This is a genomic window from Echinicola rosea, from assembly GCF_005281475.1.
Taxonomy (GTDB): domain Bacteria; phylum Bacteroidota; class Bacteroidia; order Cytophagales; family Cyclobacteriaceae; genus Echinicola; species Echinicola rosea.
The window spans coordinates 3,411,864-3,437,968 of record NZ_CP040106.1 but is presented as its reverse complement, the minus strand read 5'-3'; the positions used below and the strand labels follow the sequence as shown (position 1 = coordinate 3,437,968).

General features: G+C 43.8%; 18 protein-coding genes and 1 tRNA gene. 7 read left to right on the top strand and 12 right to left on the bottom strand.

What is annotated here, in order from left to right; translation table 11 throughout:
- Positions 1 to 69: 69 nt before the first annotated feature.
- Positions 70 to 732 (bottom strand): ABC transporter ATP-binding protein, encoded by a 663-nt coding sequence (locus FDP09_RS13670; RefSeq protein ID WP_137403198.1) that lies wholly within the window; start codon positions 730 to 732, stop codon positions 70 to 72.
- A 338-nt stretch (positions 733 to 1,070) separates the two neighbouring features.
- Between FDP09_RS13670 and sucC the strand changes: the two genes are divergently transcribed.
- The 6 genes from sucC (at position 1,071) to FDP09_RS13640 (ending at position 9,017) form a co-directional block, all read left to right on the top strand.
- The gene (gene sucC, locus FDP09_RS13665; protein ID WP_137403197.1) at positions 1,071 to 2,288 is read left to right on the top strand and encodes an ADP-forming succinate--CoA ligase subunit beta; all 1,218 of its coding nucleotides are present in this window, start codon (positions 1,071 to 1,073) and stop codon (positions 2,286 to 2,288) included.
- A gap of 55 nt (positions 2,289 to 2,343) precedes the next feature.
- Positions 2,344 to 2,417 (top strand) — tRNA-Arg (locus FDP09_RS13660).
- 717 nt (positions 2,418 to 3,134) lie between these two features.
- A complete protein-coding gene (locus FDP09_RS13655) occupies positions 3,135 to 5,735 on the top strand; it encodes a metallophosphoesterase family protein (RefSeq protein ID WP_137403196.1) in 2,601 nt (866 codons plus the stop codon).
- A gap of 243 nt (positions 5,736 to 5,978) precedes the next feature.
- The gene (locus tag FDP09_RS13650; RefSeq protein WP_137403195.1) at positions 5,979 to 6,383 is read left to right on the top strand and encodes a DUF3302 domain-containing protein; all 405 of its coding nucleotides are present in this window, start codon (positions 5,979 to 5,981) and stop codon (positions 6,381 to 6,383) included.
- Between the two features lie 50 nt (positions 6,384 to 6,433).
- Positions 6,434 to 7,612: an HlyD family secretion protein gene (locus FDP09_RS13645; protein ID WP_137403194.1), complete on the top strand. Its 1,179-nt coding sequence runs from the start codon at positions 6,434 to 6,436 to the stop codon at positions 7,610 to 7,612.
- A 4-nt stretch (positions 7,613 to 7,616) separates the two neighbouring features.
- On the top strand, positions 7,617 to 9,017 hold the full coding sequence (locus FDP09_RS13640) for a TolC family protein (RefSeq protein ID WP_137403193.1): 1,401 nt from the start codon (positions 7,617 to 7,619) through the stop codon (positions 9,015 to 9,017).
- 47 nt (positions 9,018 to 9,064) lie between these two features.
- On the opposite strand, the gene FDP09_RS13635 is transcribed toward FDP09_RS13640, so the two are convergent.
- The 5 genes from FDP09_RS13635 to FDP09_RS13615 all read right to left on the bottom strand — a co-directional run bounded on the left by FDP09_RS13635 (position 9,065) and on the right by FDP09_RS13615 (position 19,794).
- Positions 9,065 to 10,162, bottom strand: coding sequence for an SGNH/GDSL hydrolase family protein (locus FDP09_RS13635; protein WP_137403192.1), 1,098 nt, complete (start codon positions 10,160 to 10,162; stop codon positions 9,065 to 9,067).
- Positions 10,162 to 11,613: a sulfatase gene (locus FDP09_RS13630; protein ID WP_229683368.1), complete on the bottom strand. Its 1,452-nt coding sequence runs from the start codon at positions 11,611 to 11,613 to the stop codon at positions 10,162 to 10,164. Before FDP09_RS13630 ends, FDP09_RS13635 begins: the two co-directional genes overlap by 1 nt.
- Positions 11,614 to 11,737: 124 nt before the next feature.
- The gene (locus FDP09_RS13625; protein WP_137403191.1) at positions 11,738 to 13,312 is read right to left on the bottom strand and encodes an arylsulfatase; all 1,575 of its coding nucleotides are present in this window, start codon (positions 13,310 to 13,312) and stop codon (positions 11,738 to 11,740) included.
- Between the two features lie 1,547 nt (positions 13,313 to 14,859).
- The gene (locus FDP09_RS13620; RefSeq protein WP_137403190.1) at positions 14,860 to 16,461 is read right to left on the bottom strand and encodes a SusD/RagB family nutrient-binding outer membrane lipoprotein; all 1,602 of its coding nucleotides are present in this window, start codon (positions 16,459 to 16,461) and stop codon (positions 14,860 to 14,862) included.
- A gap of 30 nt (positions 16,462 to 16,491) precedes the next feature.
- Complete coding sequence (locus tag FDP09_RS13615; protein ID WP_137403189.1) at positions 16,492 to 19,794, bottom strand: SusC/RagA family TonB-linked outer membrane protein; 3,303 nt, start codon at positions 19,792 to 19,794, stop codon at positions 16,492 to 16,494.
- Between the two features lie 530 nt (positions 19,795 to 20,324).
- On the opposite strand from FDP09_RS13615, the gene FDP09_RS13610 reads away from it, so the two are divergent.
- Positions 20,325 to 21,392 (top strand): LacI family DNA-binding transcriptional regulator, encoded by a 1,068-nt coding sequence (locus FDP09_RS13610; protein ID WP_137403188.1) that lies wholly within the window; start codon positions 20,325 to 20,327, stop codon positions 21,390 to 21,392.
- A gap of 228 nt (positions 21,393 to 21,620) precedes the next feature.
- On the opposite strand, the gene FDP09_RS13605 is transcribed toward FDP09_RS13610, so the two are convergent.
- The 6 genes from FDP09_RS13605 to FDP09_RS13580 form a co-directional block, all read right to left on the bottom strand.
- Positions 21,621 to 21,872, bottom strand: a complete 252-nt coding sequence (locus FDP09_RS13605) for a hypothetical protein (protein WP_137403187.1) — start codon at positions 21,870 to 21,872, stop codon at positions 21,621 to 21,623.
- Positions 21,873 to 22,180: 308 nt separating this feature from the next.
- Complete coding sequence (locus tag FDP09_RS13600; RefSeq protein ID WP_137403186.1) at positions 22,181 to 23,074, bottom strand: DUF5777 family beta-barrel protein; 894 nt, start codon at positions 23,072 to 23,074, stop codon at positions 22,181 to 22,183.
- Between the two features lie 3 nt (positions 23,075 to 23,077).
- On the bottom strand, positions 23,078 to 23,614 hold the full coding sequence (locus FDP09_RS13595) for a YceI family protein (protein ID WP_137403185.1): 537 nt from the start codon (positions 23,612 to 23,614) through the stop codon (positions 23,078 to 23,080).
- A 16-nt stretch (positions 23,615 to 23,630) separates the two neighbouring features.
- Complete coding sequence (locus FDP09_RS13590) at positions 23,631 to 23,993, bottom strand: 2-polyprenyl-6-methoxyphenol hydroxylase (RefSeq protein ID WP_137403184.1); 363 nt, start codon at positions 23,991 to 23,993, stop codon at positions 23,631 to 23,633.
- Between the two features lie 309 nt (positions 23,994 to 24,302).
- On the bottom strand, positions 24,303 to 25,544 hold the full coding sequence (locus FDP09_RS13585) for a PorT family protein (RefSeq protein WP_137403183.1): 1,242 nt from the start codon (positions 25,542 to 25,544) through the stop codon (positions 24,303 to 24,305).
- Positions 25,513 to 26,079 (bottom strand): RNA polymerase sigma factor, encoded by a 567-nt coding sequence (locus FDP09_RS13580; RefSeq protein WP_137403182.1) that lies wholly within the window; start codon positions 26,077 to 26,079, stop codon positions 25,513 to 25,515. The genes FDP09_RS13585 and FDP09_RS13580 overlap by 32 nt, the downstream gene beginning before the upstream one ends.
- Positions 26,080 to 26,105: the final 26 nt, after the last annotated feature.

Sequence of the window (26,105 nt, the reverse complement as noted above, 5' to 3'; positions counted from 1 at the left end):
TGAAGCAACAACATTACGCTATAGCCCATTCCCTTGATTGGCAGATTCCTGCTGTTTTCGATTATGGATTTATTGCTGTCCCGAAACAATCACCCCATCCTGCATTGTGAGCATACGATCAGCCATTTGTGCCAATTGCTTGTTATGGGTAACGATGACAAAAGACTGTCCAAATTGGTCCCTTAAGGCAAAAAAAAGCTCGTGAAGTGATTCCGCACTTTGGGTGTCCAGATTTCCGCTGGGCTCATCGGCAAAAATTATCTTTGGGTCATTGATCAATGCCCGGGCGACGGCCACACGCTGCTGTTCTCCCCCGCTCAATTCAGATGGTTTATGTTCCAACCTGTCCACTATCCCTAAGAGCTTCGCCAATTCCTTGGCCTTCACTTTTAATTTTGCCACATCATTTTTACCTATCAATCCGGGGATAATGATGTTTTCTTCTGCCGTAAACTCAGGAAGCAAATTGTGAAACTGGAAAACAAACCCAACTTCCTGATTTCGGTAGGAAGCCAGCTTATCCCCTTTCAAATTGGTCAGTGATTTATCCCCGATCGATACCTGTCCTTTGTCTGCATCATCCAAGGTGCCCAAGATATGCAATAAGGTACTTTTCCCAGCACCAGAAGCACCAACGATGGAGACAATTTCACCTGCAGCAATGGCCACATCCACTCCTTTCAACACATGGAGATCTCCGTAATATTTATGAATGCCTTTAGCTCTTAGCATAGTTATAAATTTAAACGATTTCAAAGATAAAACTTCTTGACAGAATCGTCCCATCATCGACAAATTTTAAATATCAAGAGCATAGAAGTGTTATTTGTACACCTACCATCTTCCAGTTTCTGCCATCTCTTCAGGACAGAACCGAAGCCTCCTTTATCCCTACCAATTCCCCCAGCATCAAAGGGTTAAAGCCAAAGGCCATATTTTTGATGGCACCATTAACCCTAAACCTTCAAATCCATTGCCATTGCAACTTCCATATTTTTGGGAAAAAGACCTGTTTAATCCTTGAATTATCGGCCTTTGCTCATTAACTTCGGGCAAAAATTTTCGCTAGGATGAATATACACGAATATCAAGCAAAAGAAGTTCTTAAAGGATACGGAGTGAAAATTCAGGAAGGCATAGTAGCCGAAACTCCTGAAGCAGCACTCGAAGCAGCCAAGCAACTCAACGCAGAAACAGGTACCTCATGGTATGTGATCAAAGCACAGATCCATGCGGGTGGACGTGGTAAAGGTAAAATTCAGCAAACAGGCTCCAATGGTGTGGTACTGGCCAAGAAATTGGACGAAGTGACTGAAAAAGCCAAAAACATCCTAGGAGGGACCTTGGTGACACACCAGACCGGTCCTGAAGGAAAAGCCGTAAGCAAAGTTTTGGTAGCACAGGATGTTTATTACCCTGGAGACTCCGAGCCTAAAGAATATTACCTATCCATTCTACTGGACAGGGCTACTGGAAGCAATGTCATCATGGCCTCTACAGAAGGCGGTATGGACATCGAAGAAGTAGCAGAAAAGACACCTGAAAAAATCATCAAAGAGTGGATTGACCCTAATGTAGGACTTCAAGGTTTCCAAGCCAGAAAAGTGGCCTTCGCCCTTGGCTTATCAGGAAATGCATTGAAGGAGATGGTTAAGTTTATAACGGCCCTATACAAGGCATACGATGCCACGGATTCTTCCCAATTTGAGATCAACCCGGTCTTGAAAACTTCTGACGACCAGATTCTGGCGGTAGATGCCAAAGTGAACCTTGATGACAATGCTCTTTTCAGACATCGTGATCTTGCCGAGCTTCGTGATATTTCTGAAGAGGATCCCCTAGAAGTGGAAGCAGGCAAATCAGACCTAAACTACGTAAAACTGGACGGTAACGTAGGTTGTATGGTAAATGGTGCAGGTCTGGCCATGGCCACTATGGACATGATCAAATTATCCGGCGGTGAACCTGCCAATTTCCTTGACGTAGGAGGTGGAGCCAATGCGACTACAGTTGAAGCTGGTTTCAGAATTATCCTAAAAGATCCGAATGTAAAAGCCATCCTTATCAATGTATTTGGAGGGATCGTACGATGCGACAGAATCGCCAGTGGTGTGGTAGAAGCCTATAAATCAATCGGTGACATCCGCGTACCGATCATCGTAAGACTTCAAGGAACCAATGCTGAGGAAGGTGCTAAAATCATCGACGAATCAGGATTGAAAGTGGCCTCTGCCATTACCTTAAAAGAAGCTGCAGAAAAAGTACAGGAAGTGCTTAAAAACGCATAAAAATAGTTTATATTTGTGACCGATTTGGAGATGACCATCTCTAAATCGGTTTCATGCGCGCGTAGTTCAACTGGATAGAATATCGGATTTCGGCTCCGAGGGTTGAGGGTTCGAATCCTTCCGCGCGTACCGATCAAGCCTGGTGATTTTTTCATCAGGCTTTTTTTTGTATTTCGCCATTTTTCCAGCTTATCGGATCAAATCATTTTTCTGGGGGGGGGGGAATGTTGACATGATCTTATAAAAGAAAATTTCATACCGATAAAACGATGGGCTTCCTCCATCCGAACGAATGGGTTTTAGCGGGAATTTGCGGGGAATAGGAAGGGAAATGCTGCTAAAACGAAAAACCGTGGATGGGCAATTTACCAAGGACATCACCCATCGCTATGAACGTGCCCCCCCTTTGGGGATAGCTTTCGAGTGTAATCTTTCAATGCAGGTCCAACATGCACTTTTCAAACATAATACCTTTGTGGCACTTTTATGTATCGGTGGTTTTTCCATTAAGAAAACTGGCAGCCCTCAACTTTTACGCTTGATCCATGTTTGTCCTCATCACAAATGGCCTAGGGAGATTAAAAACCCTAAACATACAAATCCCGAACTTACAAATTGGCTTTTCACCTTTAAGAAAAATATCAGCACAAATCATAAACATCTGCGTTATCCCCGTTCCATAAGTCCCGAACATTGCCGTTTGATCTTATTTAAGGATATAAAATTTTCATTTCGTTACCAATAATAAAATTAATCTTCATTTCCCTTTCTTTTCAGTCAATTTATACCTTAATTCATAGGTGTTTTGGACTAATCCATCGACACCTCTAAAAGCAAACAGTATAAATGAAAAGACGGAAATCACTAAAAATCATGGCACTGGGGGCTTTGACGCCAGGGGCAGGAATGCTATCACCTCTATCAGAGACAGTTCGTGTATTGGATAAAACCACTAACCTGCACTTTGAAAGTGATTGGCAGAAATGGCCAGACATAGATTGGGCAGGTCCTGAATATTGGGGCAATCGCCTTCAGGACTGGAAAATAGTTGCTGGTAGTGCCGTTTGTCAAATCGCTGCACCCAACCGAACCCTACACTGCCTAACCACCCAAGTCAGACCGGTTCAAGGCAGCTTAAAAACGGCTGTTGATATAAAGTTAAACCAAGATCTTCCGTCATCTGATGACAATTATATTGGTATCAGGCTGGGAATAAAAGGGAAATTTGAGGATTACCGATCGGCTGCTGTACACGGAAAAGGTATGGACATCGCCATTACCACTTCTGGAAAGCTAAAAATTTCAGATCAGTTTTTCCCTATCGATAAAGAACTAATCACCGATGGTGTCACATTGGAAATAGCCATTCAGGACGGTTCCCAAAACAAGGTGATTTTGACTTCTCTCGATGGAAATCTCCAAGAGATCGAATTCACTGATCAAAATACTTCTCCTTCTAGCATTGCCGGAAACGTAGCATTGGTATCATCCATCCAAGAAGCCAGTACTGAGCAAATCACTTCTGCTGCCTTTTCCAACTGGAAGATAACAGGATCCAAAATCACTTCCAGTAGTGAACATGAATACGGCCCCATATGCTTTGCACAATATACACTGCACAAAGGCATCCTAAAACTCACTGGCCAGTTGGCTCCGGTGGAAAAAGTCCCGAGCCATCAGGTAACTTTACAATTAAAGATAGATGGACAATGGAAAAACGTCGGCAATGCTGCTATCGATCCGCTGTCAAGGACAGTTCACTTTCGACACGAGCATTGGAGCCACAAAACAGCCATTCCTTACCGGATAAAACTTACACTTCCACTAAAGGTAGATCTGAAAGAATACCACTACGAAGGTAGCATCCGCCCACTGCCCGAGGACCAGCAACAAGTAAAGGCCGCAGTTTTTAGCTGTAATTGTGATTATGGCTTCCCTGATGCAGAAGTCCCTGAATATGTTCAGTACCATCATCCCGACCTGGCTTTTTTCGTGGGTGACCAATTTTATGAAGGCACAGGCGGTTTTGGTATCCAAAAATCACCGCTTAATAAAGCAGCGCTGGACTACCTTCGCAAGTGGATGATGTTCGGCTGGTCCTATCGTGAAATTTATCGGCATATTCCCTGTGCGATCATTCCTGATGACCATGATGTCTATCATGGCAATATCTGGGGAGAAGCCGGAAAAGCCGCCGATATCTCCAATGGCTGGGGTGCTCCTGCACAAGATTCCGGCGGCTATAAAATGGAACCTAGCTGGGTCAATATGGTACAAAAATGCCAGACCTCACACCTGCCAGACCCTTTTGACCCCACCCCTGTTCAGCATGGAATTGAAGTATATTATACGGATTGGATTTTTGGCGGGATTAGTTTCGCTATTTTGGAAGATAGAAAATGGAAGTCAGCCCCTAAACACGTCCTTCCCGAATCAGCGGACATCTGGAACGGTTGGATTAGAAACCCGGACTTTGACATCAAAAAACACCGTGTAGAAAATGCCAAACTACTTGGTGAAAGACAATTGACCTTTTTGGATCACTGGGCTGGAAACTGGTCCGGAGAAGTAAAGATGAAAGCACTGGTGAGCCAGACAATCTTCAATACCGTTTCTACCCTGCCGGCCGAAGCCATGGACGATTCTGTTGTTCCCAAAATGGAAATTCCCCAACTGGGCAAATATATAACCGGGGATAAAATCAACGGCGATATGGACAGCAATGGCTGGCCACAGGTAGGCAGGGACAAAGCCATCGAAAAGATCAGAAAGTGTTTTGCCTTCCACATAGCAGGAGATCAGCACCTCGCCAGTTTTACGCAGTATGGTGTGGACAAATACGGTGATAGCGGTTTCGCTTTTGCCGGGCCGGCACTCAACAACATCTGGCCAAGGAGATGGTGGCCACCTGTCTCTAATCCCCAGGATTATTCAACAGAAAATCCTCTTTATACGGGAAACTATGAAGACGGTTTTGGGAATAAAATGACCGTAAAAGCCGTCGCCAATCCACGAAAAACAGGAAAAAAACCGGCCATCGTCTATGATCGAGCCACGGGCTATGGCATGGTCACATTCAACAAAAAAGCCCGTACCATCACCACTGAATGCTGGCCAAAACACGTAGATCCATCAAAACACCCTAAAGGACAATATGCTGGATGGCCAATCACCATCCACCAAGAGGACAATTATGGCCGTAAAGCCACCGCTTGGCTTCCAGAGATCAAATTCAACGGTATGCATAACCCTATTTTAGAAGTGATTGAAGAAGAATCTGGAGATAGGGTCTATTGCATTGCCCTAAAGGGAAACACCTTTACTCCAAAGGTATTTGACAAAGGGACATTTACCGTTAGGATAAAGGATGATAAAACCGGAAAAACAAGGGAAAAGAAAGGCATAAAATCTTCTCCATCCTCCAAAGGAACCATAATGCTCAGTTAAGCTAAATGGGATGTGGTCACAATTTTCAGGAATTATATTGCATGGATTTATAATTTTTCACAAGACAGAGCGACCACTATTCCCTCTCCTCTTCCAAATCCACTAACTTTAACTATTGTAGTTTTAATCCTCGAGGGAATCAATTTTTCTGATAACCTGACCCTCGAGGAGAACACTTCATTAACTGTCAGGCTAATCAATTAGGCTACTCCAACCAAAAGAGCTCTTAAACAGCATTCAAATATGAAAAGCGGTTCGTTATTTAACAAGTTATCGATATTGACCATTGGCATAGCCTTCTTGCCATCATTGGTTCATGCGGCTACTTTCGAGGACAAATTAGCTGACATAGTGAGCTGGATTGCCCTTATCGTAGCACCAATAGTAGCCATCGGAGCCTTTCTAATGGTCCATGTCCTTCCCGAAAAAATTGCTGAAAAGCGTCAACATCCACAAGCGCAGGCGATCAAAACCCTTTGCATCTTATCGCTTGTTTTTGGAGGTTTACTTTGGCCATTGGCCTGGCTGTGGGCCTATTCCAAACCTGTTTTCTACAAAATGGCCTATGGTACCGACAAAGGGGATTATCATGAGGAGACACTGAAAGAATTTAACGAAAGTAAAAACAAAGATCAGCGCGATTCCTGAAAATTAACACCTAAATGGTCTCTTAGCACCTTACATTCCACCTTCCTATTATGGAGATATTATTACTACTGATATATGCCGGCATCGTCTGGCTGATATTCTTTAAATTTAAGCTACTGCCTTGGAACACCATTTCCCAGGTTATTGTGATTACCATTCCTGTAGTGGCCATCACTTTACTCATTCTTTTCCTAAATATCGTAGCGCCTTCATCGCATGATGTCAGGGTAATGAACTATAATGTCGAAGTGGTTCCGCGTGTCACCGGGCTGGTCGTGGACGTACCTGTAGAACCTAATGAACATGTAAAAAAAGGGGATACGCTTTTCCGGATAGACCCTACGCCTTTCCAGCTAAAGGTAAACACATTAGAAGCCAAACTTCCGGGATTAGAGGCCAAATTGGTCAGTGCAGAGGCTTTTGATCGGGAACTGGAATCACAACTCACCACAGCCAACAACCACCTTAGAGTCATCAACACCCAGATAGACCTGGCCTTAAAACGACTGGACCAAACCCGTGAATTGGCCCAAAGCGGAGCAGGATCCCGTTTTGATTTTGAAGAAGCAGAAACCAACCTCAAAAATCTGGAAGCCCAGCTTGCCGTAGCCGAATCTGAAAAATCTCAAATTATCCAAAAACTCTCTGCCCAATCCAGTGAAGGTGAACTAGCAGAAATATCCGAAGCCCGTGCGGTCCTAGAGCAAACCAAATCTGACCTTGCACTGGCCAGGTGGGAACTGGATCAGACCGTCTATCGTGCCCCAGCCGACGGAAGGGTGGTCAATCTGCAATTGAGGACAGGTGCTATGGCTGTCCAATTCCCCATCAAGCCTGTGATGACCTTTGTGGAAGATGAGCAGTGGGTGGTGGCCCTTTTTGCCCAAAATGAACTACGGCTGGTGGAAGACGGAAATGAAGCAGAAATCGCCATCAAGACTCATCCTAACAGGATCATCAAATGCACGGTAGATCACATCGTCTGGGCAAATGCACAAGGACAGCTCACCGCTAGCGGCAGAATTCCCGATACCCGTGAAGAGGGCCATCATGAAGGAAGATTTGCCGTCCGACTAAAAATCGACCATAACGAGGACTTGTTCCTGGCACCGGGAGCAGTAGGACAAGGCGCAATTTATACCGAACACGGAAAACTAATCCATTTGATAAGGAAAGTCATAATTCGCGTGGGAACCAAATTGGATTGGCTGATTCTTAAACTACACTGATGCTATGAGGCGATCTTTTCATTTTTGTATTTACATCTTCGCTCTCATTGTCACCAACCTACCAAGTGGCTGCAAAGTGAAGTCCCCTCCTACTTCGGAAGAACTTCAAGAGCAGGCCTTTGCCCATTTCATACTTCCTTCCACTTGGCAAGAAGCCAAAGAAGGGCAATCAGACTCCACGGAATTCACGGAAAATTGGCTTGCAGAATTTTCTGACCCTATCTTGGACACCTTGGTCAAGGAAGCGTTGGTTTACAATTCCAATCTAAATATCAGTGAATCAAGACTTGCCCAAGCCCAAGGGTATGTAAAAATGGCACAAGGAGCCTTACGACCTGCTATCAATATATTGGCCAGGGAAAACAGTAAGCTGGGAGGAAGTTTTGCAGGTGGGCTGAATGGAGCCGTTTTTTCCGCGTCCTGGGAATTAGACATTTGGGGAAAACTCAGAAACACCAAACAGGCACAAATAGAAGAATACCGAGCCATGGGAATGGAGGTCAGTTATGCAAGGCTCTCCTTGGCTGCCGCTGTGGTTAGAAATTACTACTTGGCCACTGAATTATTTCTTGAAAGGAAACTCGCAGAGGAAATGGTCATGTTATCAAAGACCCTTGTTGAGCTAGCTGAAAAGCGATTTGAAGTTGGTATCGGAAACGAAAAAGACATAGCGGTAGCCCAGGCAAATCTTAGTACCGCAGAAGATGGGCGCCAAATGCTGGAATTGGCGCATCATAATCAGTTAAGGGCATTGGAGCTGATTTTGGGCAGGTATCCATATGCTGAAGTAGCCGTATCCGATTCCCTGCTCACCATTAACAGCACCATTCCTGCCGGCATTCCTCTGCAGTTGTTAGAGCGCAGGCCGGATGTATTGGCAGCACAGCATCGCTTCAATGCCAGTTTTCACAGAGTCAGATCTGCCAAAGCCGCAAGACTTCCACAACTGAGCCTGACAGGTAATTTTGGTGCTATTAATAGTGAAGTCATTTCACTGGTGCCGGAATTTGCCAACCCCATCAGAAGCATCGGTGGATCTTTAATAGCGCCCCTTTACCAGGGAGGAATGCTCAAGGAAAATGTAGAAATCAAAACGCTCGAGCAAGAACAGGCTACCACCGTCTATGCCCAAGCGGTCCTCGATGCGATCAATGATGTGGAAACCACCCTGGAAACGGTCCAAAATGTCGATGGACGTGAAAAAATCCTTTCCCAAGAAGTCAAATATAACCAAAGGGCCTTTGAGCTGGAGCAAATTGCCTATAAAGTGGGCAAATCCGATTTGAGGGATGTCACCATTCAGCAAATGAACCTTTTCTCCGCCAAAATCAGTCTCCTTCGGGTACAAACTGAAAAAATCATCCAGCGGGTAAACTTATACCTGGCCTTGGGCGGAGCCATGTAATGATGGATCAAGCATAAAAAAATCTGCATCGCCGGTGAAGTAATCTATTATTGATCAATAGCTATTTCCTTCAGCTTCTTGATATACGCATCTGCATATCGCTGCATGCCCATATCCGTCGGATGGGTCCCATCCACGAAATCATCATTTCCCATACCGATGTCTTCATAGGACAAAAAAAACAGCCCTTCCACTCCAGCCTTCTTCAATTCCAAAAAGCAACTTTCTGTCCATGTGTTCAAATCTGTAAAAGCCCTTTTCCTATCACCATCAATCCATCCATCAGAATATCCCGCATGCGCTACCAAAAGGACCGGAGTAACTGGATGTGCTGCTTTTAATGCTTTGACAGACTGGAGGATTTTTTCCTTTACCATCTCTTCCGTAAATCCTCCCCAAGGGCCAAGATTCGGCAGACAATCCAACACAAACACACGGGCATCGATGGCCTTTACATACTCCAACACCTCTGGTTCCAGCCGACCATTCCCAGAAAATGCCAAATTGACCAAGGGTATCCCAAGCTTCCTTCCTACGATATTGGTCCAAGCCATGCCAGGCCTACTGGCACAAGCTCCCTGGGCAATGGATGTTCCATAGATAACAATTGGTGGCTCCTCACTTTTTGGGATAAATGCAAAATCGTTGGTCCCTTCTACACCAATTTTAAGATCGCTCAAACTGTTATAGAGCGGAAGATAAAGCAGGTATTCTTTGTCTCCAGCAGGATTATCTGGTGTGATGAATGCATAGCTGACACTATCCGTGGCAAAATGATACTTGCCCCTGACCCACATCCATTTTCCAGCTTCGTTTTTGGCATAAAGATCCAGACCAGACACGCCTGTCGAAGGCATATGAGGCATGGATAATCTTGGCCCGGGTGTAAATTCAACCTTGATTTCACTAGCTCCAGTGGTAAACCTTAGCTGTAACCCGGCTGCATTTCGGGAAAGCCCCCATACAGGCGCTCTGACTACTTCTTTTGCGCTATCTGGTAACCGGTTGTAAGCCATATTTTCCCATCCCTGACCTTCTACCACTGTAAAATCCGCCGTTAAGGGGTCATGCCAAACTAACTCTTGGGCTATCGCTCCAGCATGCAGCAGCATCAAGCCAAAAATGGCCACTAAGAACTTCTTCATTATTGCATCACTTGTTTGATTTTCATTGCCTCGAAGTCTTGGTCAAAAGCTGGGTTTCGTTCAGTCGGAACTGGGGCATTGGTCGATTTTCTCCATGTCTTAAGGCGTTCCAATAGATCAGCGGCAACTTCCGGGTATTTATCGGCCACATTGTAATGCTCGCCAAGATCTTCTTCAAGGTTATACAGCTCTAAACTACCATCTTCAAAATACTCATGCAACTTCCACTTCCCATATCTGACTACTGATCCCGGTCGAGTCCTGAACAAAGGATCGCGTGCTTGGTCATCCTTTGGAGAATAGGCCTCCAAATAAATCGGAAAATGCCAGTAAAGTTCGCGCTTCGGAAGGCTTTTCCCTTCAAATAATAAGGGACCAATATCCATTCCATCCAATGTGTTGCCCTGAACCGAAGCCTGAATCACTCCCTGCAGGGTGGGAAACAAATCCATTTGCAACACGGGATCATCCACTTTCTCCATTGCCGGGATTTTTCCTGGATAGCGGATAACCATCGGTACCCTTATCCCTCCTTCGTAATAGCTCCCCTTTCCTGCACGAAGTGGGTCTTGGCGGGAAGTCTTGCGGATACCGCCGTTATCAGAGGTAAAAATCACCATGGTATGCTCTTCCAATTCCAATTGCTCCAACACCTTCAATAGTCTCCCTACATTTTGATCCATCGCCTCTACCATGGCCGCATATACCGGATGCGCTTGTCCATTAGAAGCAGGCTTGGCCTTGTACTTATTTATCAATTCTTGCTTCCCCATAAGTGGGCTATGAACCGTATAAAACGGCAAATACAAGAAAAAAGGACCTCCTTTATGTTCCTTTACAAAATCAATAGCTTCATCGGTCAGCCTATCGGTCAAGTATTCCCCCTCAGGACCACTGGTTAAGTTGGAGACACCATAAGGACTGAAATACCCATTTCTTCCTGGATTGCCGCGATGATTACCTGCCACATTAAGATCAAACCCCATTTTTGTAGGATCATCACTCAAATGCCACTTCCCAATGGTAGCAGTAGCGTAACCGCTATCATGAAACATCTCCCCTAAGGTATAAAGCGAATCGGCCAGTGTATCCTCATTCTTGGTCGGGACAATGCGTCTAGTACGATCATCGCCCCTATCTGAAGGACTCACCGTATATACGCCGTGCCTTGGTCCATACATCCCACTGATCATAGTCGCCCGAGAGGGTGCACAGTTAGAAGCTCCAGCATAGGCATTGGTAAAGACCATTCCCTCTTTGCTGAATTGGTCCAGGTAAGGCGTTTCGTAATAATCACTCCCCATAAACCCCAAATCCTTCCAGCCCAAATCATCCACATTGATCAAAATGACATTGGGCCTTCTCGACTCCTGTCTTCCCTTTATCGAAAAAGATATGGTCATAAAAAGAAAACCACACAGAAAGCATACATAAACGGAGTTTTTTTTCATAGCTGATAATCTATAGAATATTCTTTTAATACGCAGGGATGTCATTTCTTGTACCAATTAAGTCAATGGGTGAATATCATCCCTTCATAACCTTCCATCATAAAGGAAAACGCATAATGGGCATCTATTCTTCGGAAGTCCTGCTTTCTAGTACCTGCTCCATAAAACCCCACTGCTTAAAATTTGGCGTCTTGTGCTCACGTTTCGCAATGGCATCGAGTTGTTTGATGATATCTTCATGGTATCCAGCAATATCATTGGTCTCGTTGACATCTTTTTCCAAGTCATACAACTCCCATTCAGCCCTAGGGGCTTTCTTCAGTCCTGTTTTGACACCTTTCCACTTGCCCATACGAATGCCTAATTGCCCACCCTTTTCCGGGTATTCAAAATAAAGAAATTCATGATGCTTCTGTTTATTTATATTCCCCATTAGCGCTGGAAGAAACGAAATCCCATCGGTGTTTGGAGCATCTGTACCGGTGAGGTCAGCCAAGGTGGCCATCACATCGTACTGAGCCGAGACATGATCAGTTTTACTGTTAGCCGGCACCTTGCCTGGCCACCGTGCAATCATCGGCATGCGGATACCTCCCTCATACACATCCATTTTTAGTCCCCTCAGGCCTGCGGTACTGTTAAAATAGGCCGCATCCACTCCTCCATTAAAGGTGGGGCCGTTATCACTGGTAAAAATCACCAATGTATTTTCATCAAGCCCTTCCGCCTTTAGCAATTGGAGGATTTTCCCAACCTCCTGATCCAAATAGCTGATCATGGCAGCGTATGCAGATTTTGGAAACTCGTGCGGGGCATAGCCCTGCTGGCCCAAATAGGGTTCCTCGTCAAAACTCCCCAAATACGGCTCCAATGCTGCATCTGGTACCTGAAGGGAAACATGTGGAATGGTATATGGCAAGTAAAGAAAGAAAGGTTGATCCTTATGTCCCCTAATAAACTGAGTGGCCTTCTCTGTCATTTTATCCACAGCATATTCTTCTCCTTTGTAAGCTTCAAAAAATCCTTCATCACCATACGCTAAATTACTCTTAGCAAAATGCTCCATGGCCATTGCATTCCCCTTGCTTCCCCGTGAAGTGGGCGCGTGAACGAAAATATAGGGATTGGCCAAGGTATCCCATTGGGCATTTTCCCACAAATGGGTGGGGTAATAATTATGGGCTTGTCGCTGATCAAGGTATCCATAGAAATAGTCAAATCCTTGCTTGTTTGGGGCCCCAGAATTACCTGTCATTCCCAGGCCCCACTTACCTATTGCCCCGGTCACATATCCAGCATCTTGAAGCATTTTGCCAATAGTAACCGTGCCCTCAGGTAGTGGTTGCTGGCCATTTTCGATGTCATCGGTAAAGCTTGCGGGCAAAACAGGTTTATTCCCCCTGATATAAGCATGTCCGGTGTGCAACCCTGTCATCAACCCACATCGTGCGGGTGCACATACGGGAGATGACGTGTAATGCTGTGAAAAAACCATCCCCTCTGCCGCCATTTTATCTAAATTTGGGGTTTTGATTTTTTCCTGCCCATTGGTACCGACTTCTCCAAATCCCATATCATCTGCATAGATATAAATAATATTGGGCTTGTTTTGCTCTTTTGTCGTCTTATTAGCAGTGGACTGGCATCCCATCATAAATAAAGATCCCACAAAACAACCGACAAAAATCTGAATTCGCATAGTAGTTCACTTTTAGTTACAATATTAAAAGTAACGAATCAAAACCAATTTTCTTCGTTTTATTATAAAAACATAAACAGGATATAACTCAAAGAAAGAACCAAACCGGCAAAACAATTGGGAAAATCACGTTATCATGTTGATTGGGTTGTGGGTTATTTGATGAGACGATTCTATGCCTGAAAGGTAATTTAGCTGATTATTTAGGCGAATAATCGACCTTTCTAGGAGCTAAGGAGGATCTGCTTATAAAGTAAAAAAGTGGGTTTTGACGTGTTACTAAGCGGGGTTTTCCAGAGATTAAGATAGACCAAGAGACGTGCACCACGCAGTGAATACGTCAGGCCCAACTGGTTATCGATCAGGAGATTTGAGTCCCATTCCATAATCAACTGGATCCGAACAGGAATAATTCATTTACTGTTCATATTTGAAAGCGGGACGGCGGTTGGCCAGCGGGCGGAAGCATTGCCAGGTCTTGATTTTTTCGATCTTTTTTTTCAAGAAAAAAGAAAAGCAAATTCCAGTGGCATCTGCTCTCATCCGATGAGATGTCTTTCTTTATTTCGGCCACAGATAGAAGCGATAAACACAGATAGGGTTTTGAGAAATTGTAAATCCCTTTCAGTGCAGGTCACATCATGCACTTTGTGCCTTTAGGACTTCGTGGCATTGTTAATTGTCTTGGTTTTTTTCATTAAAAAAACTGGCAGTCCCAGACTTTAGATCAAGCTATATTTCTAGGGAAACGAATGTTGACATCCTCATATGAAAGAAATTTCATGCCGTTAAAACGATGGGCTTCCTCCATCCGTACGAATGGGTTTTAGCGGGAATTCATGGGGAATAGGGAGGGAAATGCGGCTAAAACCGAAAACGTTGGATGGGCAATTTATCATGGGCTTCATCCATGGCTACAAATATATCGCTCCTCTGGGGCTAGCTTTTGAGTGTAATCTTTCAATGTAGATTCAACATGCACTTTGTGCCTTTGGGCCTTCGTGGCATTGTTAATTGTCTTGTCTTTTCATTAAGAAAACTGGCTGTCCCAGACTTTTCCGTTTGATCCCTGAATAGCGCCCATTTTTTTCCATAAAAAAAAGCTATGAAAACAATCCCATAGCTTTAGTCAATTAACAATAAACCCAAAATAACCTGCTGTAGGGGAAGGACTCGAACCTCCACGGGGCAGTTAGGCAAAACACGAGCTCGATATTTGCTTTATCCCAGATCCCCACCCCCGAGACAGGGGGGCATGTCTGCCAATTTCATCACCCTACAGTATTTGAAAGACCTTTTATCCTTTCCTTATGATACAAAGTTAACAACAGCGGCTATAAATTCAAATTATACTAAAAAATATTATCAATATTTACATTATTTTTATTAAAAACATCATTCATCAACACGATTCATAATTAGGATTTCAAAAACGGGTGCACTATTAGCAAATAAGCAACTACAAAACCAAAACAAACAAAAGAGTTCCTAAAGCCAATAGCCTCAGGAACTCTAATCATAATTTCAACCAATTATAGAATTTTACGCTAGTTAACGTCCCAGAAAACAGGCACATCTACCCTATCTTCAGCGGCTACTTCGTTATAATTTTCAGTATTGAGCGTCCTTTCGGTTTCTGGATAGAACAGCCTCATTGGTGGTAAGGAGGATTGATTTGAGCTCGGATCATCCACAAACTCCAGTACAGGATAACCTGTTCTCCTGAGTTCTGCCCAAGCGTGATAGGCATACATCAACCCATGGTTTAGCCATTGCTGTGTACCGATTTTTGCCAGTTTCTCATCCGTGCTCCCTGTATAGGCGATCATTTCACTGCTGAGGAAATTCGCTATTTCAGCATCGGTTGGTTTCTCTTCGGGCATAAAGTTGGTACCGTCGGCATTATCATTCAGTTCGTTGATGTGAAATAGGAACTCAATGGATTGACGTATTCCTGTTTCATAGGCTTCTGCAGCATCTCCTCCTATAGCCCATCTTTCAGCGGCTTCCGCTTTGAACAAGCTGACTTCGGCCGCTGTAATAATGATGCCAGGAAATTTATCATTTCTACTGTATGTAGCAGTATCCAACCGGGAGAAGTACTCCGCTTGCGTGGAATCAGTCACCCTACTTCCAGCCCAATCATTTGGCACGCCCACATAGTCTCCATTCTTATTTTCAGCAAACATTGCCCTTAAGCGAGGATCTTCACTTGGCACCATCAAATCATTCACCATATAACCTGGCGCAGTAAGCCCAATGGTGGCATCCTTGATTCCTCCACCGTGGTGGGTAAGCACTGAATTCAATTGCTCTCCCCTAGCGACAAACTGCACTGTCTCGTCTATATTGGAGACCACAGGGTAAGTTGAGGGATTATTCAATATTTCACCGACTACTGCTTGCGCTTTGGCTTCATCGTAGTAAGAAATCCTCATGGCCAATCTCAACCGTAGGGAATTGGCATAAATCTTCCATTTTTCGATATCCCCCTGGTTCAGGACATCGGCATTGTCAAAAGCTGCCTTGTAAAAACCAATCGGTTCATAGGAATTGAGGAAATCTGCAATACTTTTCAAATCATCTATCATTGTGGTATAGATATCCTCAGCCTTGTCATATTTTGGTCTTACGATATCCCCCCCTGTAGTGATCAGTCCACCTGCTTCACTGAAAGGAATATCGCCCCAGATATCTACCATTTGTGATGTCTGATCGTACAAATGGACCTTACCGGTTTCCATAAAAAGACGGAATTGTTCTTTTTTCTCTGCATCCTCTATCGAATTATAGTGGTTTTCCATTTCTCTGTAGTTAGAAATAAATGCAGAGTAATAATAATCCCACCTGTCCTGGTTATACGCTGTGGCCTGCTCATAGAGCTTTTGACCATTGGTATAGCCATTGGTCTGTGAATAGGTGCCCAGCATCGGAATTTGGAATGTAAAAAGATTCCAATATCTCGGAAAAGTGGTATTTCTATTCTCTAAGTTGTCATTGTACAACAAGCCTGTAAACAGCTTTTCAACACTTGCTGTGACAGATTTCTCAGGATCATAGTAATTGTCCTCAAAATCCGCCTCTGAGCAGCTCATCACTCCTAAAGATGCCAGGAGTGAGAAGCCTATATATCTTAAATTAATTTTCATATTTTTCATCGCGTTTTCGTGAATTAGGGATTAGAAAGAAGCTCTGATGGAAAATCCGTACGAACGAGACGCCGCTCCGCCATTTCCGATACCACCTCTAGTGAGGTAGTTGGTACCTACTGCTGCTTCGGGATCCAAGTGAGGAAGTGACTTGTAGATGTAGAACAAGTTTCTACCGTAGCCCGAAACTGTCAGGTTTTGGATTTTGAATTTGCTCACCGCCACCTTAGGGAAGGTATAAGAAAGAACCAATTCTCGTAGTTTGATGTAATTGTTATCAAACACCGCTGACTCATAAGTACCATTCAGGCCAGAACCTGGATAGGAACCCCAATAGTAAGTGTTCAGATAATAATTTGGTGCATCAACGATAGTGGTATTCGGCTCTCCTTCCGCAGTAACTCCGTCCATGATCATCCCATCGTGATAGATGGACTCACCATTTGGCCCCTGAGACATTCCTTCTGCACTTATGAATTCCCCATCTGCATTTTCATAATAAGGCAATCCACCATATGCTTCACTTCTGCCAAAAAGGGTTTCTTCAAGCATACCGGCACTTCTCATGTATTGTATAGATGGTGAATACACCTGACCTCCCCATTTGTAATCGATAACTGCGTTGAGGTTAAAGTTTTTGTATCCAACATTATTGATAAAACCACCGGCTGCTTTTGGCTGCACATTACCAAGTTTCACCAAATTGTCATAATCCGGTATATAAAACCCATTTTCACCTACTAATAGCTTACCATTTTCATCTCTGGACAAGGTGTACCCTAAGATATCACCTGCTGGTTGACCAATTTGAGAGACAATCTGCAGAGACCCATTATCGGGGCGGCTGTGGATCAATGTCTCCAATCCTGGCATCAAAGTGGTCACTTTGTTTCTATTGAATCCTGTATTGAACTGGATATCCCATACCCAATCTTGCGTCTGCACCGGCGTGGCAGAAAGACCAACTTCCAATCCATAGTTTTTCATGTTTCCTACATTTGACAAGATCGTATTCGCACCTGTGGATGATGGCACTTGCAGCGGCAGGATCATGTCCTTAATGGTATTCTGGTAATAGGTCAGGTTTAGGCCTAGTCTATTATTGACAAATCTATTTTCCCAGCCAATTTCTGCCTCATGTTTCAATTCATTCTGTAGGCCATTGTTTCCATATTGGGCAAGCGGATAAAGTGCAGGCCTTCCATCAATACTGGAAGCATTATAAACCACATTGGCCTGATACGCTGGAGCTGGATTACCCACTACACCATAAGAACTCCTGATCTTACTGTACGTAATAAACTCAGGAAGTGAAGCCACTTGGCTCAATTCAAACGCTGCACTTACTGATGGATACAGGAATTTGTTATTATCAAAGTATAACGTCGAAGTCCTTTCTTGCCTTAATGAAGTTTCGATAAACAAATAGTCCTTTATATCCAATGAAGCCATGGCAAAGAGTCCATCTTTTACCAAATATGACCTGGTAGAATATCCTCGTGGATTTTGTCTGGACGCATTCATGCTAAACCAGTTTTCCTCAGTCAGTCCGCCTTGTGTGTTTTGGGAAGTATAGCGGTAGTTTTCTTCCCTTGCTTGGTAACCTGCCCTAAGGTTAAGGTCATATCCATTGCCCAAAGATGCATTATAACTTACCAACACATCTCCGTAGAAAATGCGGTACTGATCTTGGCTAGTACCATATAGCCCAGAGTTATCCACTGACAATGGAACGGTATTAGGCTCCTTGTTTTCTGTGGCATAACCGGTATAGTCTGTCCCAACACGACCTCTCACGGTAAGGTTATCCAAGATATCATAAGTTACCGTCATCGCTCCCATCAGGCGATTGGTATTTTCGGTAAATTGTCGCGCTCTCTGCGTCCAATAGTAATCCATATAAGGCGTACCGGCAGTAACCAAAGCAAAAGCCTCACTTGGATCATACAAATTTCCGTTAGCCGGAATATACTTATACCCTCTGCTGGTCTGGTATTTTTCTTCAAACCATCGAATGTCTGTAGCTGGATTAAGGAATCCACTATAGTTATTGCTCATTCGATCCACCATCCATGGACGGTTGGTCACTTTCTCACTAATATACGTCGCTACCAGGTCCACATTTACCTTTGGAGCCACTTGGTACTTAGAGTTAAGATTAAAGGTATTCTTATTCTGTTCACCACCTTCCATCACACCTTTGTAGTCATTACGAGTGTAAGAAAGTCTGTAGTTGGACTTTTCGGTACCATTGGAAATGGCCACATTATAGATTCCACTATGACCCGTTCTGTAAAAGTTTCTCATGTTATCTTCATAAGCCACATAAGGCCGGATCTCACCATCCCAGAAATACACATCTCTACCGTCCATTTCAGGGCCAAACTGTCCCCAAGCATTGAATAAAGGAGACTGTACGGTTTGGCCATTCACTTGTCTCTCTACCCATCCATTTTCATCTGCACCCTGTGACATATTGGACGCACGGTCATATCCAGGTCCGAATACATTCTGGACATCCGGTAATACACCTACTTTCTCTACACCATAGGAAACATTAAAGTCCACTCCAAAACCATTGGACTTGCCACCATCCTTAGTGGTAATGACGATCACGCCAGCGGCAGCATCGGATCCGTACAGTGCAGATGCGGCAGCGCCTTTTAGTATATTGATGCTTTCGATGTTTTCAGGGTTTATGTCCAAAATACCGTTACCCTTGATCCTCGGACTACTCCAGTAACCATCGTTATTGGTGTCGCCATTTCGTGAAATCACACCATCTACGACCAATAACGGTTGCTGCTGATAACTAATGGAACTCAGACCACGGATCTGTACGGCCACGGCACTGGTAGCACCACCAGGATTAGTAGAAATGGTCACACCGGGCGCCTTCGCATATAATGCTGAAGCCACATTGGTCGGGGACGACTGAAGAATATCCTTGGAATCCACGGTCGATACGGCATATCCTAGTTTTCTAGGATCCTTTTCGATGCCCATGGCTCCAGTGACCACTACTTCCTGAAGATCACTGACACTTGGAGAAAGCGTCACGTCTATTTTGGTTCTTCCGCTGATCTCTTCCTCTTGGGTTTCAAACCCCACAAAAGAAAAGGTCAGTTTCGTCTTACCAGCTGGGACCTCAATGGTATAAATCCCATCCAAATCGGTAACGGTGCCAAGGTTGGTATCCACCACCCTGATACTGGCTCCAGGAATCGGTTCCCCATTATCATCGGTGATCGTCCCTGTTACGGTTCCCTGCGCCCATGCTGAAAATCCCAGCAATAAACACAGCATTGTTGTAAGTAAAAGTTTGTGCTTCATAAATTAAAGTGATTTGCTTTTAGTTTTTAGTTTCTTACTCCCTTGAGATTTTCTTTGGAGATCCAAATCAGTACCATTAGGACTGATTACCCGTTTGCGTTCAATGTTATCATTACATGTCTTGAAAATCAATAAAATCTATGCGTTAGCTTGATTATTAAAACAATAATTTAAAATAACACACTTGACTTTGTTGATTTTTTTACCTGACCAAAGTAGAAATTATAATGTTCTTTTCAAAAATAATTTTGATAATGTTTCCGCACACACTTTATTTGTTTGCGGAAACACAACCTAACAAGACAAGGTTTTTAATTAGTGAATTCGACCTAAATATTAGTTTTGTTTGAAAAATCCTAAATGAAATTATCCCAACAACGCATAATCAAAATTAGGATCACGGAAACGTTACCGATTTAAAAAATAATAGCTAATTCGAATCTGATTTCTATATTCATCCTTCGATCAGTAAACTACTACTTACAGAACCAATGAAAAGCAGCTAGCAATACCCTAAAACTAATGACCCTATGAATAAAAAAATGATCCGAATAAAGGATATCGCCAAGCTTGCAGGCGTATCCGTGGGAACAGTGGACCGTGTAATTCACAATAGAGGAAAGGTTTCTGAAAAGGCCAGGGAAAAAGTGGAAAAAGTCCTTCAGGAAATCGACTACACACCCAACTTACTCGCCAAGACCCTTGGATCCAACAAGGTGTACACCATAGCACTTTTGGTGCCAGATCCAAGCCAAGACCCGTACTGGAAGCTTTCCATGACTGGTCTGGACACCGCACAGGAAGAATGGAGGCCTTACCATATGGAGCTCCAGCCTTGTTTTTTTGAGTTGGAAAATGCTAAATCATTCACTTCGGCAGCTCAGCGGTTATTGAAAAATGTCCCTGATGCAGTAGTAAGCGCACCGATTTTCCTAAATGAGGCCATTGATTTTTTCAAAAAGCTTGACCAACTTGGCACTCCCTATGTACATTTCAATACCATGATCTCAACAGTATCCCCGCTCTCTTTCATTGGCCAGGATTCCTACCAAAGCGGAAGGCTTGGAGCCTCTTTACTCCACCTCGCTTCCAAACATCAAAAAGGCAAAGTGGCTATTCTCCATATTAGGGAAAGCGTACAACATTCTGTCCATTTTCGAGAAAAAGAACGTGGCTTCAGGGATTTTTACGGGGCTATGCACCCTGCCCAATCAGTCGAAGCAGTCATCATCGAGGGAAATCAAATGGATACTTTTGAAGAAAAACTGATCAGTGCCATTAAAAAAAATGACATGAAAGGTCTGTTTATCCCTACCTCTTCCGGGGCAAAATTAACCGCTGATGTGCTTGAAAAAAATGGCCTTGACCACATCAGCATTGTGGGATATGACCTCCTCAATGAAAATATCAACTTGCTAAAATCGGGCTACATCGACTTCTTGATCCACCAAAACCCCAGCAGACAGGTCTTCCGGGGCATTCATCACCTGGCCAACCACCTCCTATTTAAAAAAACTGCGCCCGAAAAAGAGCTTTTTCCCTTGGAGGTAATTACTGCTGAAAACATTGATTCCTATCTGGAAGCCGTTTTGCATTGAGGTAAACAGGAAAAAGGTTTTTTCGGTTTTCTAAAACCATCCCGTTCTCTGGAGGAATGGTCAGAGATGGAGACATCCGCCATGGATGGTGGTATCGAAAACAGCTGCGAAGCGACTTACTTTCATGAAGTAGTTTCCGAACGCAATGGATTGGCCAATGCATATTCAGGGTTCAATGCCGTTTAGTTAAGGCTATTTCCCAGTTTTCACATGCTAGGAGTTTCTTTTCTATTTGACTTTAACTGTATGGCTTTGGCCATTTTGGTGGATTTTAACCTTTTCCTTTTTTCCATTGATGAAAAAAGAAAGAAAAAAATCCAGGCCGGTGGTATGCCCTTTAAAATGGAACATGGATTTACCCTTCGACCGAGATCCGTCACCCATTTTAATTTCCACCCGATGGCTACGACCTAAAAGTGAGTGGGTCTCGCTGTTCCACGACGCGAGCCAACTCCCTTTCTTAACGGCCTCTAGCTGCACAGCGCCGGTTTTTTTTGGTTACTTTTTTGACCTGAAGCAAAAAAGTAACAAAGGTAAAGAGGTGAAGACCATCTTGGAATTTAGCAGAAAAATAATAGAACCAATATTTCCAAATTCACACTAACTAAACGACATTGATAAAGCGGGTTAAAAATAGCTAGAGGTGCCTGATCGATTATTTGAGTCAAAGACTCAATTCTTCACCGATCAGGAGCAGAGACCCAGCACAACCACAGGAGTCTCAATACTACCATGTCATATCTCAATTCTCATATCTCACTACTCGAAACTTCCTACTAAATCCCCCATTACCATTTCTTACTTTTGTCCTTTAGCTGAAATGACCTGGAAATATTAAAGCCAAAATGGATATCCCCATCCCAGAAATTACCTGTTGTCGTGGGGATAAAGCCCGTTTCAGTCATGGACTGGGCATTGGTCAATTGGAGTTGGAAGACGTGCCCTCCTGTCTCGATATCAAACCCAATGGCCAGTGCATTGTAATAGCCATCATCATTGGGATTGACACGGTAATAATATTCCATGTTTAATGAGGTACGCGGTGTCAGTTTCAGCCTTCCTCCTACCCCAAGGGCAAAGAGGTCATTCCTGTCCATAGCCGTAGGCACTAGGTTTTGATGGACATAACTTGGCATCAGCTGTAGGGACAGTCCTTCGGAAAATTTACGGGCGATCAACAACTGATTCGCATACGCCAATCTTCTTTCAAAGCTCATGGGAAGCTCAGGTCTTTTGAATGTGTTGACGGACATATTGGAATACCAAGTCATCGTTACGGGTATTTGCTTTTTTCCTTGCTGTTGCTTTAGCAGCCTATATTTCACAAACCCATCATACACTTTCTGGAAAGAATTCCTTCCAATCCCCACTGTTAAGTCATCCGTAAAAGCATATTCCAGCCCTAATCTAGTATTGGCATCATCTAGGCCGAAGAAATTATATGCGCCAGAATTGACCCTTCCAAATCGGTGGCTGATGATAAAATCCAAGTTGCCCGCTCCCCGAGTCTCCACGGTCTGGCCGTTGATAAGGCGGGTTCCCTTAAATGTCCCATACGTGAGGTCCTCTATTGGGGAAGCTTCCTCTTCCAGTTGATCCAAAAGACTATCCTGTCCGTAGGCACATCCTGCCATCAAGACCAAGTACCCCAAAACTGCCCCAAAACGAAATAAAAATCCCATGTCTTAATCTTCTTTAAATTCAAAATGTACCGTCACCTCTACCTCTTCGGCAATTTTTTGAAAGAGGATTTTTGGTATGTCTATCTCATAATCTTCCAACTTTATGGGAAATACAGCATCCATGATCAACTTACCTCCACTTGCGGTCAGTTCCCCAACGACATTCATCGGTTGCTCCACTCCGTGAATTTTCATTTTACCACTGGCCGTCACCTGTTGCTCACCGCTTGCAGATAGATCATACCCTTCGATTTTGCCTTCAAATGTCCCCCTTGGGTATTTATCAGACTCCATAAAGTTCTCATTGAAGTGCTCTTGCATCAATGACTTCGCAAATTGAAATCCCTTGATTTGCACCACAAAGGCAAAATCCCCAGAATCAGCATTGAACACACCAATAGCCTCTTTGTTATCCGCCTTGATATCTTCCAGTGGAGCACTTGAAAAGAACTTCACAGCACATTTTTCTGTGCGATAGGATTGGCCCTCTGCAGGCAGACCAACTGTCCATATCAGCATTACGATCAAAAACACTCTCATTGCTACCTCCTGTTTTTTAATTGTCTTGGGCTCCAGCTGATACCCAACAAAATATATCATCTTTTTCTCCTGCTGTCAGACTCTGTCCAGAACCTGATGGTGGCATAAAGCCACTTTGCACATAGGAGTTGATGGTGGATGCATATTGGATGATGTTTTGCTTGTCGGTAAAATCTACCCTTCCTGTCCCTGACACATGACAGCCGGATGTCGCACAGTTACTGGTCATGATCGACTGCACATCGCCCGATAATGTGGATGAAACATCTTCACACCTGTCTCCCGATGGATCTGGTTGGATATCATCTTCGTTTTCGCTGCTACAGGACATCCCTGCAGCCAATAAAACCCCGATAATCATTAATCTTAGCTTGTTCATTGTCTCTTTGGTTTTGGTAAAAGTTCGTTCAATTTTGACCATAGCATTCCACCGAACTTCGTGCTGCTTTTTATTTGCAGCCATGCAAGTTCATTCTGATGCTATTTAAACCCGGAATATGCATTAGCCTATCTGTTACGACCTGAAACTGCTTCAAAATCAGTCGTTTCACGTTAGTTTTCGGCATAACCGTAGCGGTGCTACGCTAATGCCTCCAAACTAACTGATTTTCTTGCACTTTCAGCTCTCACTACGATTCCTAACGCATAATCCGGGATGAAATGTTTGTGGTTTATTTATCAGGAATCCTCACCAGCTGTATTTCAAGCCGATCATCACTCCTGCACTTTTAAGGTTGACATCACCTTCCCCAATCCCGCGCCAAGGTATTTTGTAATAAGGAGCTACCTGAAGCGACAACCTCTCTGACAAGTCTCTCTCATAACCTATGCTGAGGTTGACAACGCTAAAAAGGTGATTGTTTTCACTTTTAATATCCAGCTCTTTATGTGCAGGATAACCATTAGCAGATTCATATTCTATATCATACTTTTCCCTTAGCATAAAATAGGATGATAAACCTGCACCAAGGTACCACCTGTCCAAATCTCGGCTGAATGCATAATACCGAACATCAGTGGACACATCAAACACATAACAGTCTCCTTTTAAGGCTACCTTGCCCGCACCATATGAGCCAAACGCACTGTATTCCTCTTCTCCCCGGTAGGTTTTAAACGCATATAGAAAACCCAAATTGACACTCCATTTTGGATGGATAAAGTACTCGATAGTTAAACCAGCACTTGTTCCTACTCCGTGGACGTCTTTCCATTTTAGCGCACTGATGTCGGGAGATAGCAATCCCGCCACACTCCATCGGCGATCATGCCAAAATTCAGCTGGGGCCATTTTCTTCTCCTTCTGGAGCTCCCTAACATGGTTACTTTCTAATGGAAGAGCATACTTCCCACTATCAAGCATCCACTGTACCCCAAACTCCGGAACCGGAATATCCGCCAAACCTCTAACCGGTGACGAAATAGCCTCCTTCATCAATCGTCCATTTTCATCCTGAATGGTGTTTTTGGGATTTTCCCCTTTCGCTTTAGATGTGCGATCCGCTGAAAATGCCCCATAACCATCTCCGTCACTTACATCTCGACTACTGTTATTTACGGATTTACCGCCCTTTCTAGATTGGTCTCCCTGCAATACTTTATCGGTATCTCGCTGCTTCCTTCCACTTTCACTATTGTTGGCGAAGGGTACTTCAGCACTAATTTCCACTGTGCCAATTGACTCATTTTCAAAACCACCAAGACTCCAAGCCATCCATCCTCCGACCAACAACAGCAGTAGCAAAGGGCCCAGCCACCTTCCTCCGCGCTTATACCAAGGTCTAGCGGCAACGTTAGCTGATGAAGAGGCAAGTTGACGCTTCATTTTGTCCCAATCCTCGGGAACAAAGGGGATGTCGGGCTGTTCAGATTGCTTCCTAAAGAAATCATCCAGCTCCTTATCGCTCATATTTCGCCAGTCCTTTTTCATGATTTCTTGTTAGTAGTTCCCTTAACTTTGCCCTTGCCCTGGAAAGATTGGACTTGGATGCTCCTTCGGAAATCTCCAGCTTTTCCGCGATTTCCTCGTGCCCATAGCCTTCGATTACAAACAGGTTAAAAACTGTCCTATACACAGGTGACAATTGCTGGATCACTTGGATCATTTCTTGGTAATTCAGCTGAGCCACGGCATCCTCTTCATGCCCTTTCACCTGCATGGCGCTACTGAGCGTCTCCGTTTTATTATTATGCTTATTTTCACGTTTGTAATGGTTGATTGCGGTATTGATCAGGATCCGCCTGAACCAATGCTTAAACGCTTGGTTTTCGTCATATTGATGGATTTTGGTGAATACTTTCATAAAACTATCATGCAACACTTCAACAGCCTCTTCCCTATTGGAAGTGTACCGCAGGCATACACTCATACCATAACTGTAAAACTGCCGATAAAGCAGTTCCTGAGACTTTATATCATTTTCACAAAGTCCAGTGATGAGCGATTTGGATAGATCTTGATCCACTTTTTCGAAAAGGGTTGCTCCAGTCT

Coding starts and splice junctions, on each gene's coding strand:
- FDP09_RS13670 (WP_137403198.1), bottom strand. CDS start 732: ATGCTAAGAGCTAAAGGCATTCATAAATATTACGGAGATCTCCATGTG.
- sucC (WP_137403197.1), top strand. CDS start 1,071: ATGAATATACACGAATATCAAGCAAAAGAAGTTCTTAAAGGATACGGA.
- FDP09_RS13655 (WP_137403196.1), top strand. CDS start 3,135: ATGAAAAGACGGAAATCACTAAAAATCATGGCACTGGGGGCTTTGACG.
- FDP09_RS13650 (WP_137403195.1), top strand. CDS start 5,979: ATGAAAAGCGGTTCGTTATTTAACAAGTTATCGATATTGACCATTGGC.
- FDP09_RS13645 (WP_137403194.1), top strand. CDS start 6,434: ATGGAGATATTATTACTACTGATATATGCCGGCATCGTCTGGCTGATA.
- FDP09_RS13640 (WP_137403193.1), top strand. CDS start 7,617: ATGAGGCGATCTTTTCATTTTTGTATTTACATCTTCGCTCTCATTGTC.
- FDP09_RS13635 (WP_137403192.1), bottom strand. CDS start 10,162: ATGAAGAAGTTCTTAGTGGCCATTTTTGGCTTGATGCTGCTGCATGCT.
- FDP09_RS13630 (WP_229683368.1), bottom strand. CDS start 11,613: ATGAAAAAAAACTCCGTTTATGTATGCTTTCTGTGTGGTTTTCTTTTT.
- FDP09_RS13625 (WP_137403191.1), bottom strand. CDS start 13,312: ATGCGAATTCAGATTTTTGTCGGTTGTTTTGTGGGATCTTTATTTATG.
- FDP09_RS13620 (WP_137403190.1), bottom strand. CDS start 16,461: ATGAAAATTAATTTAAGATATATAGGCTTCTCACTCCTGGCATCTTTA.
- FDP09_RS13615 (WP_137403189.1), bottom strand. CDS start 19,794: ATGAAGCACAAACTTTTACTTACAACAATGCTGTGTTTATTGCTGGGA.
- FDP09_RS13610 (WP_137403188.1), top strand. CDS start 20,325: ATGAATAAAAAAATGATCCGAATAAAGGATATCGCCAAGCTTGCAGGC.
- FDP09_RS13600 (WP_137403186.1), bottom strand. CDS start 23,074: ATGGGATTTTTATTTCGTTTTGGGGCAGTTTTGGGGTACTTGGTCTTG.
- FDP09_RS13595 (WP_137403185.1), bottom strand. CDS start 23,614: ATGAGAGTGTTTTTGATCGTAATGCTGATATGGACAGTTGGTCTGCCT.
- FDP09_RS13590 (WP_137403184.1), bottom strand. CDS start 23,993: ATGAACAAGCTAAGATTAATGATTATCGGGGTTTTATTGGCTGCAGGG.
- FDP09_RS13585 (WP_137403183.1), bottom strand. CDS start 25,544: ATGAAAAAGGACTGGCGAAATATGAGCGATAAGGAGCTGGATGATTTC.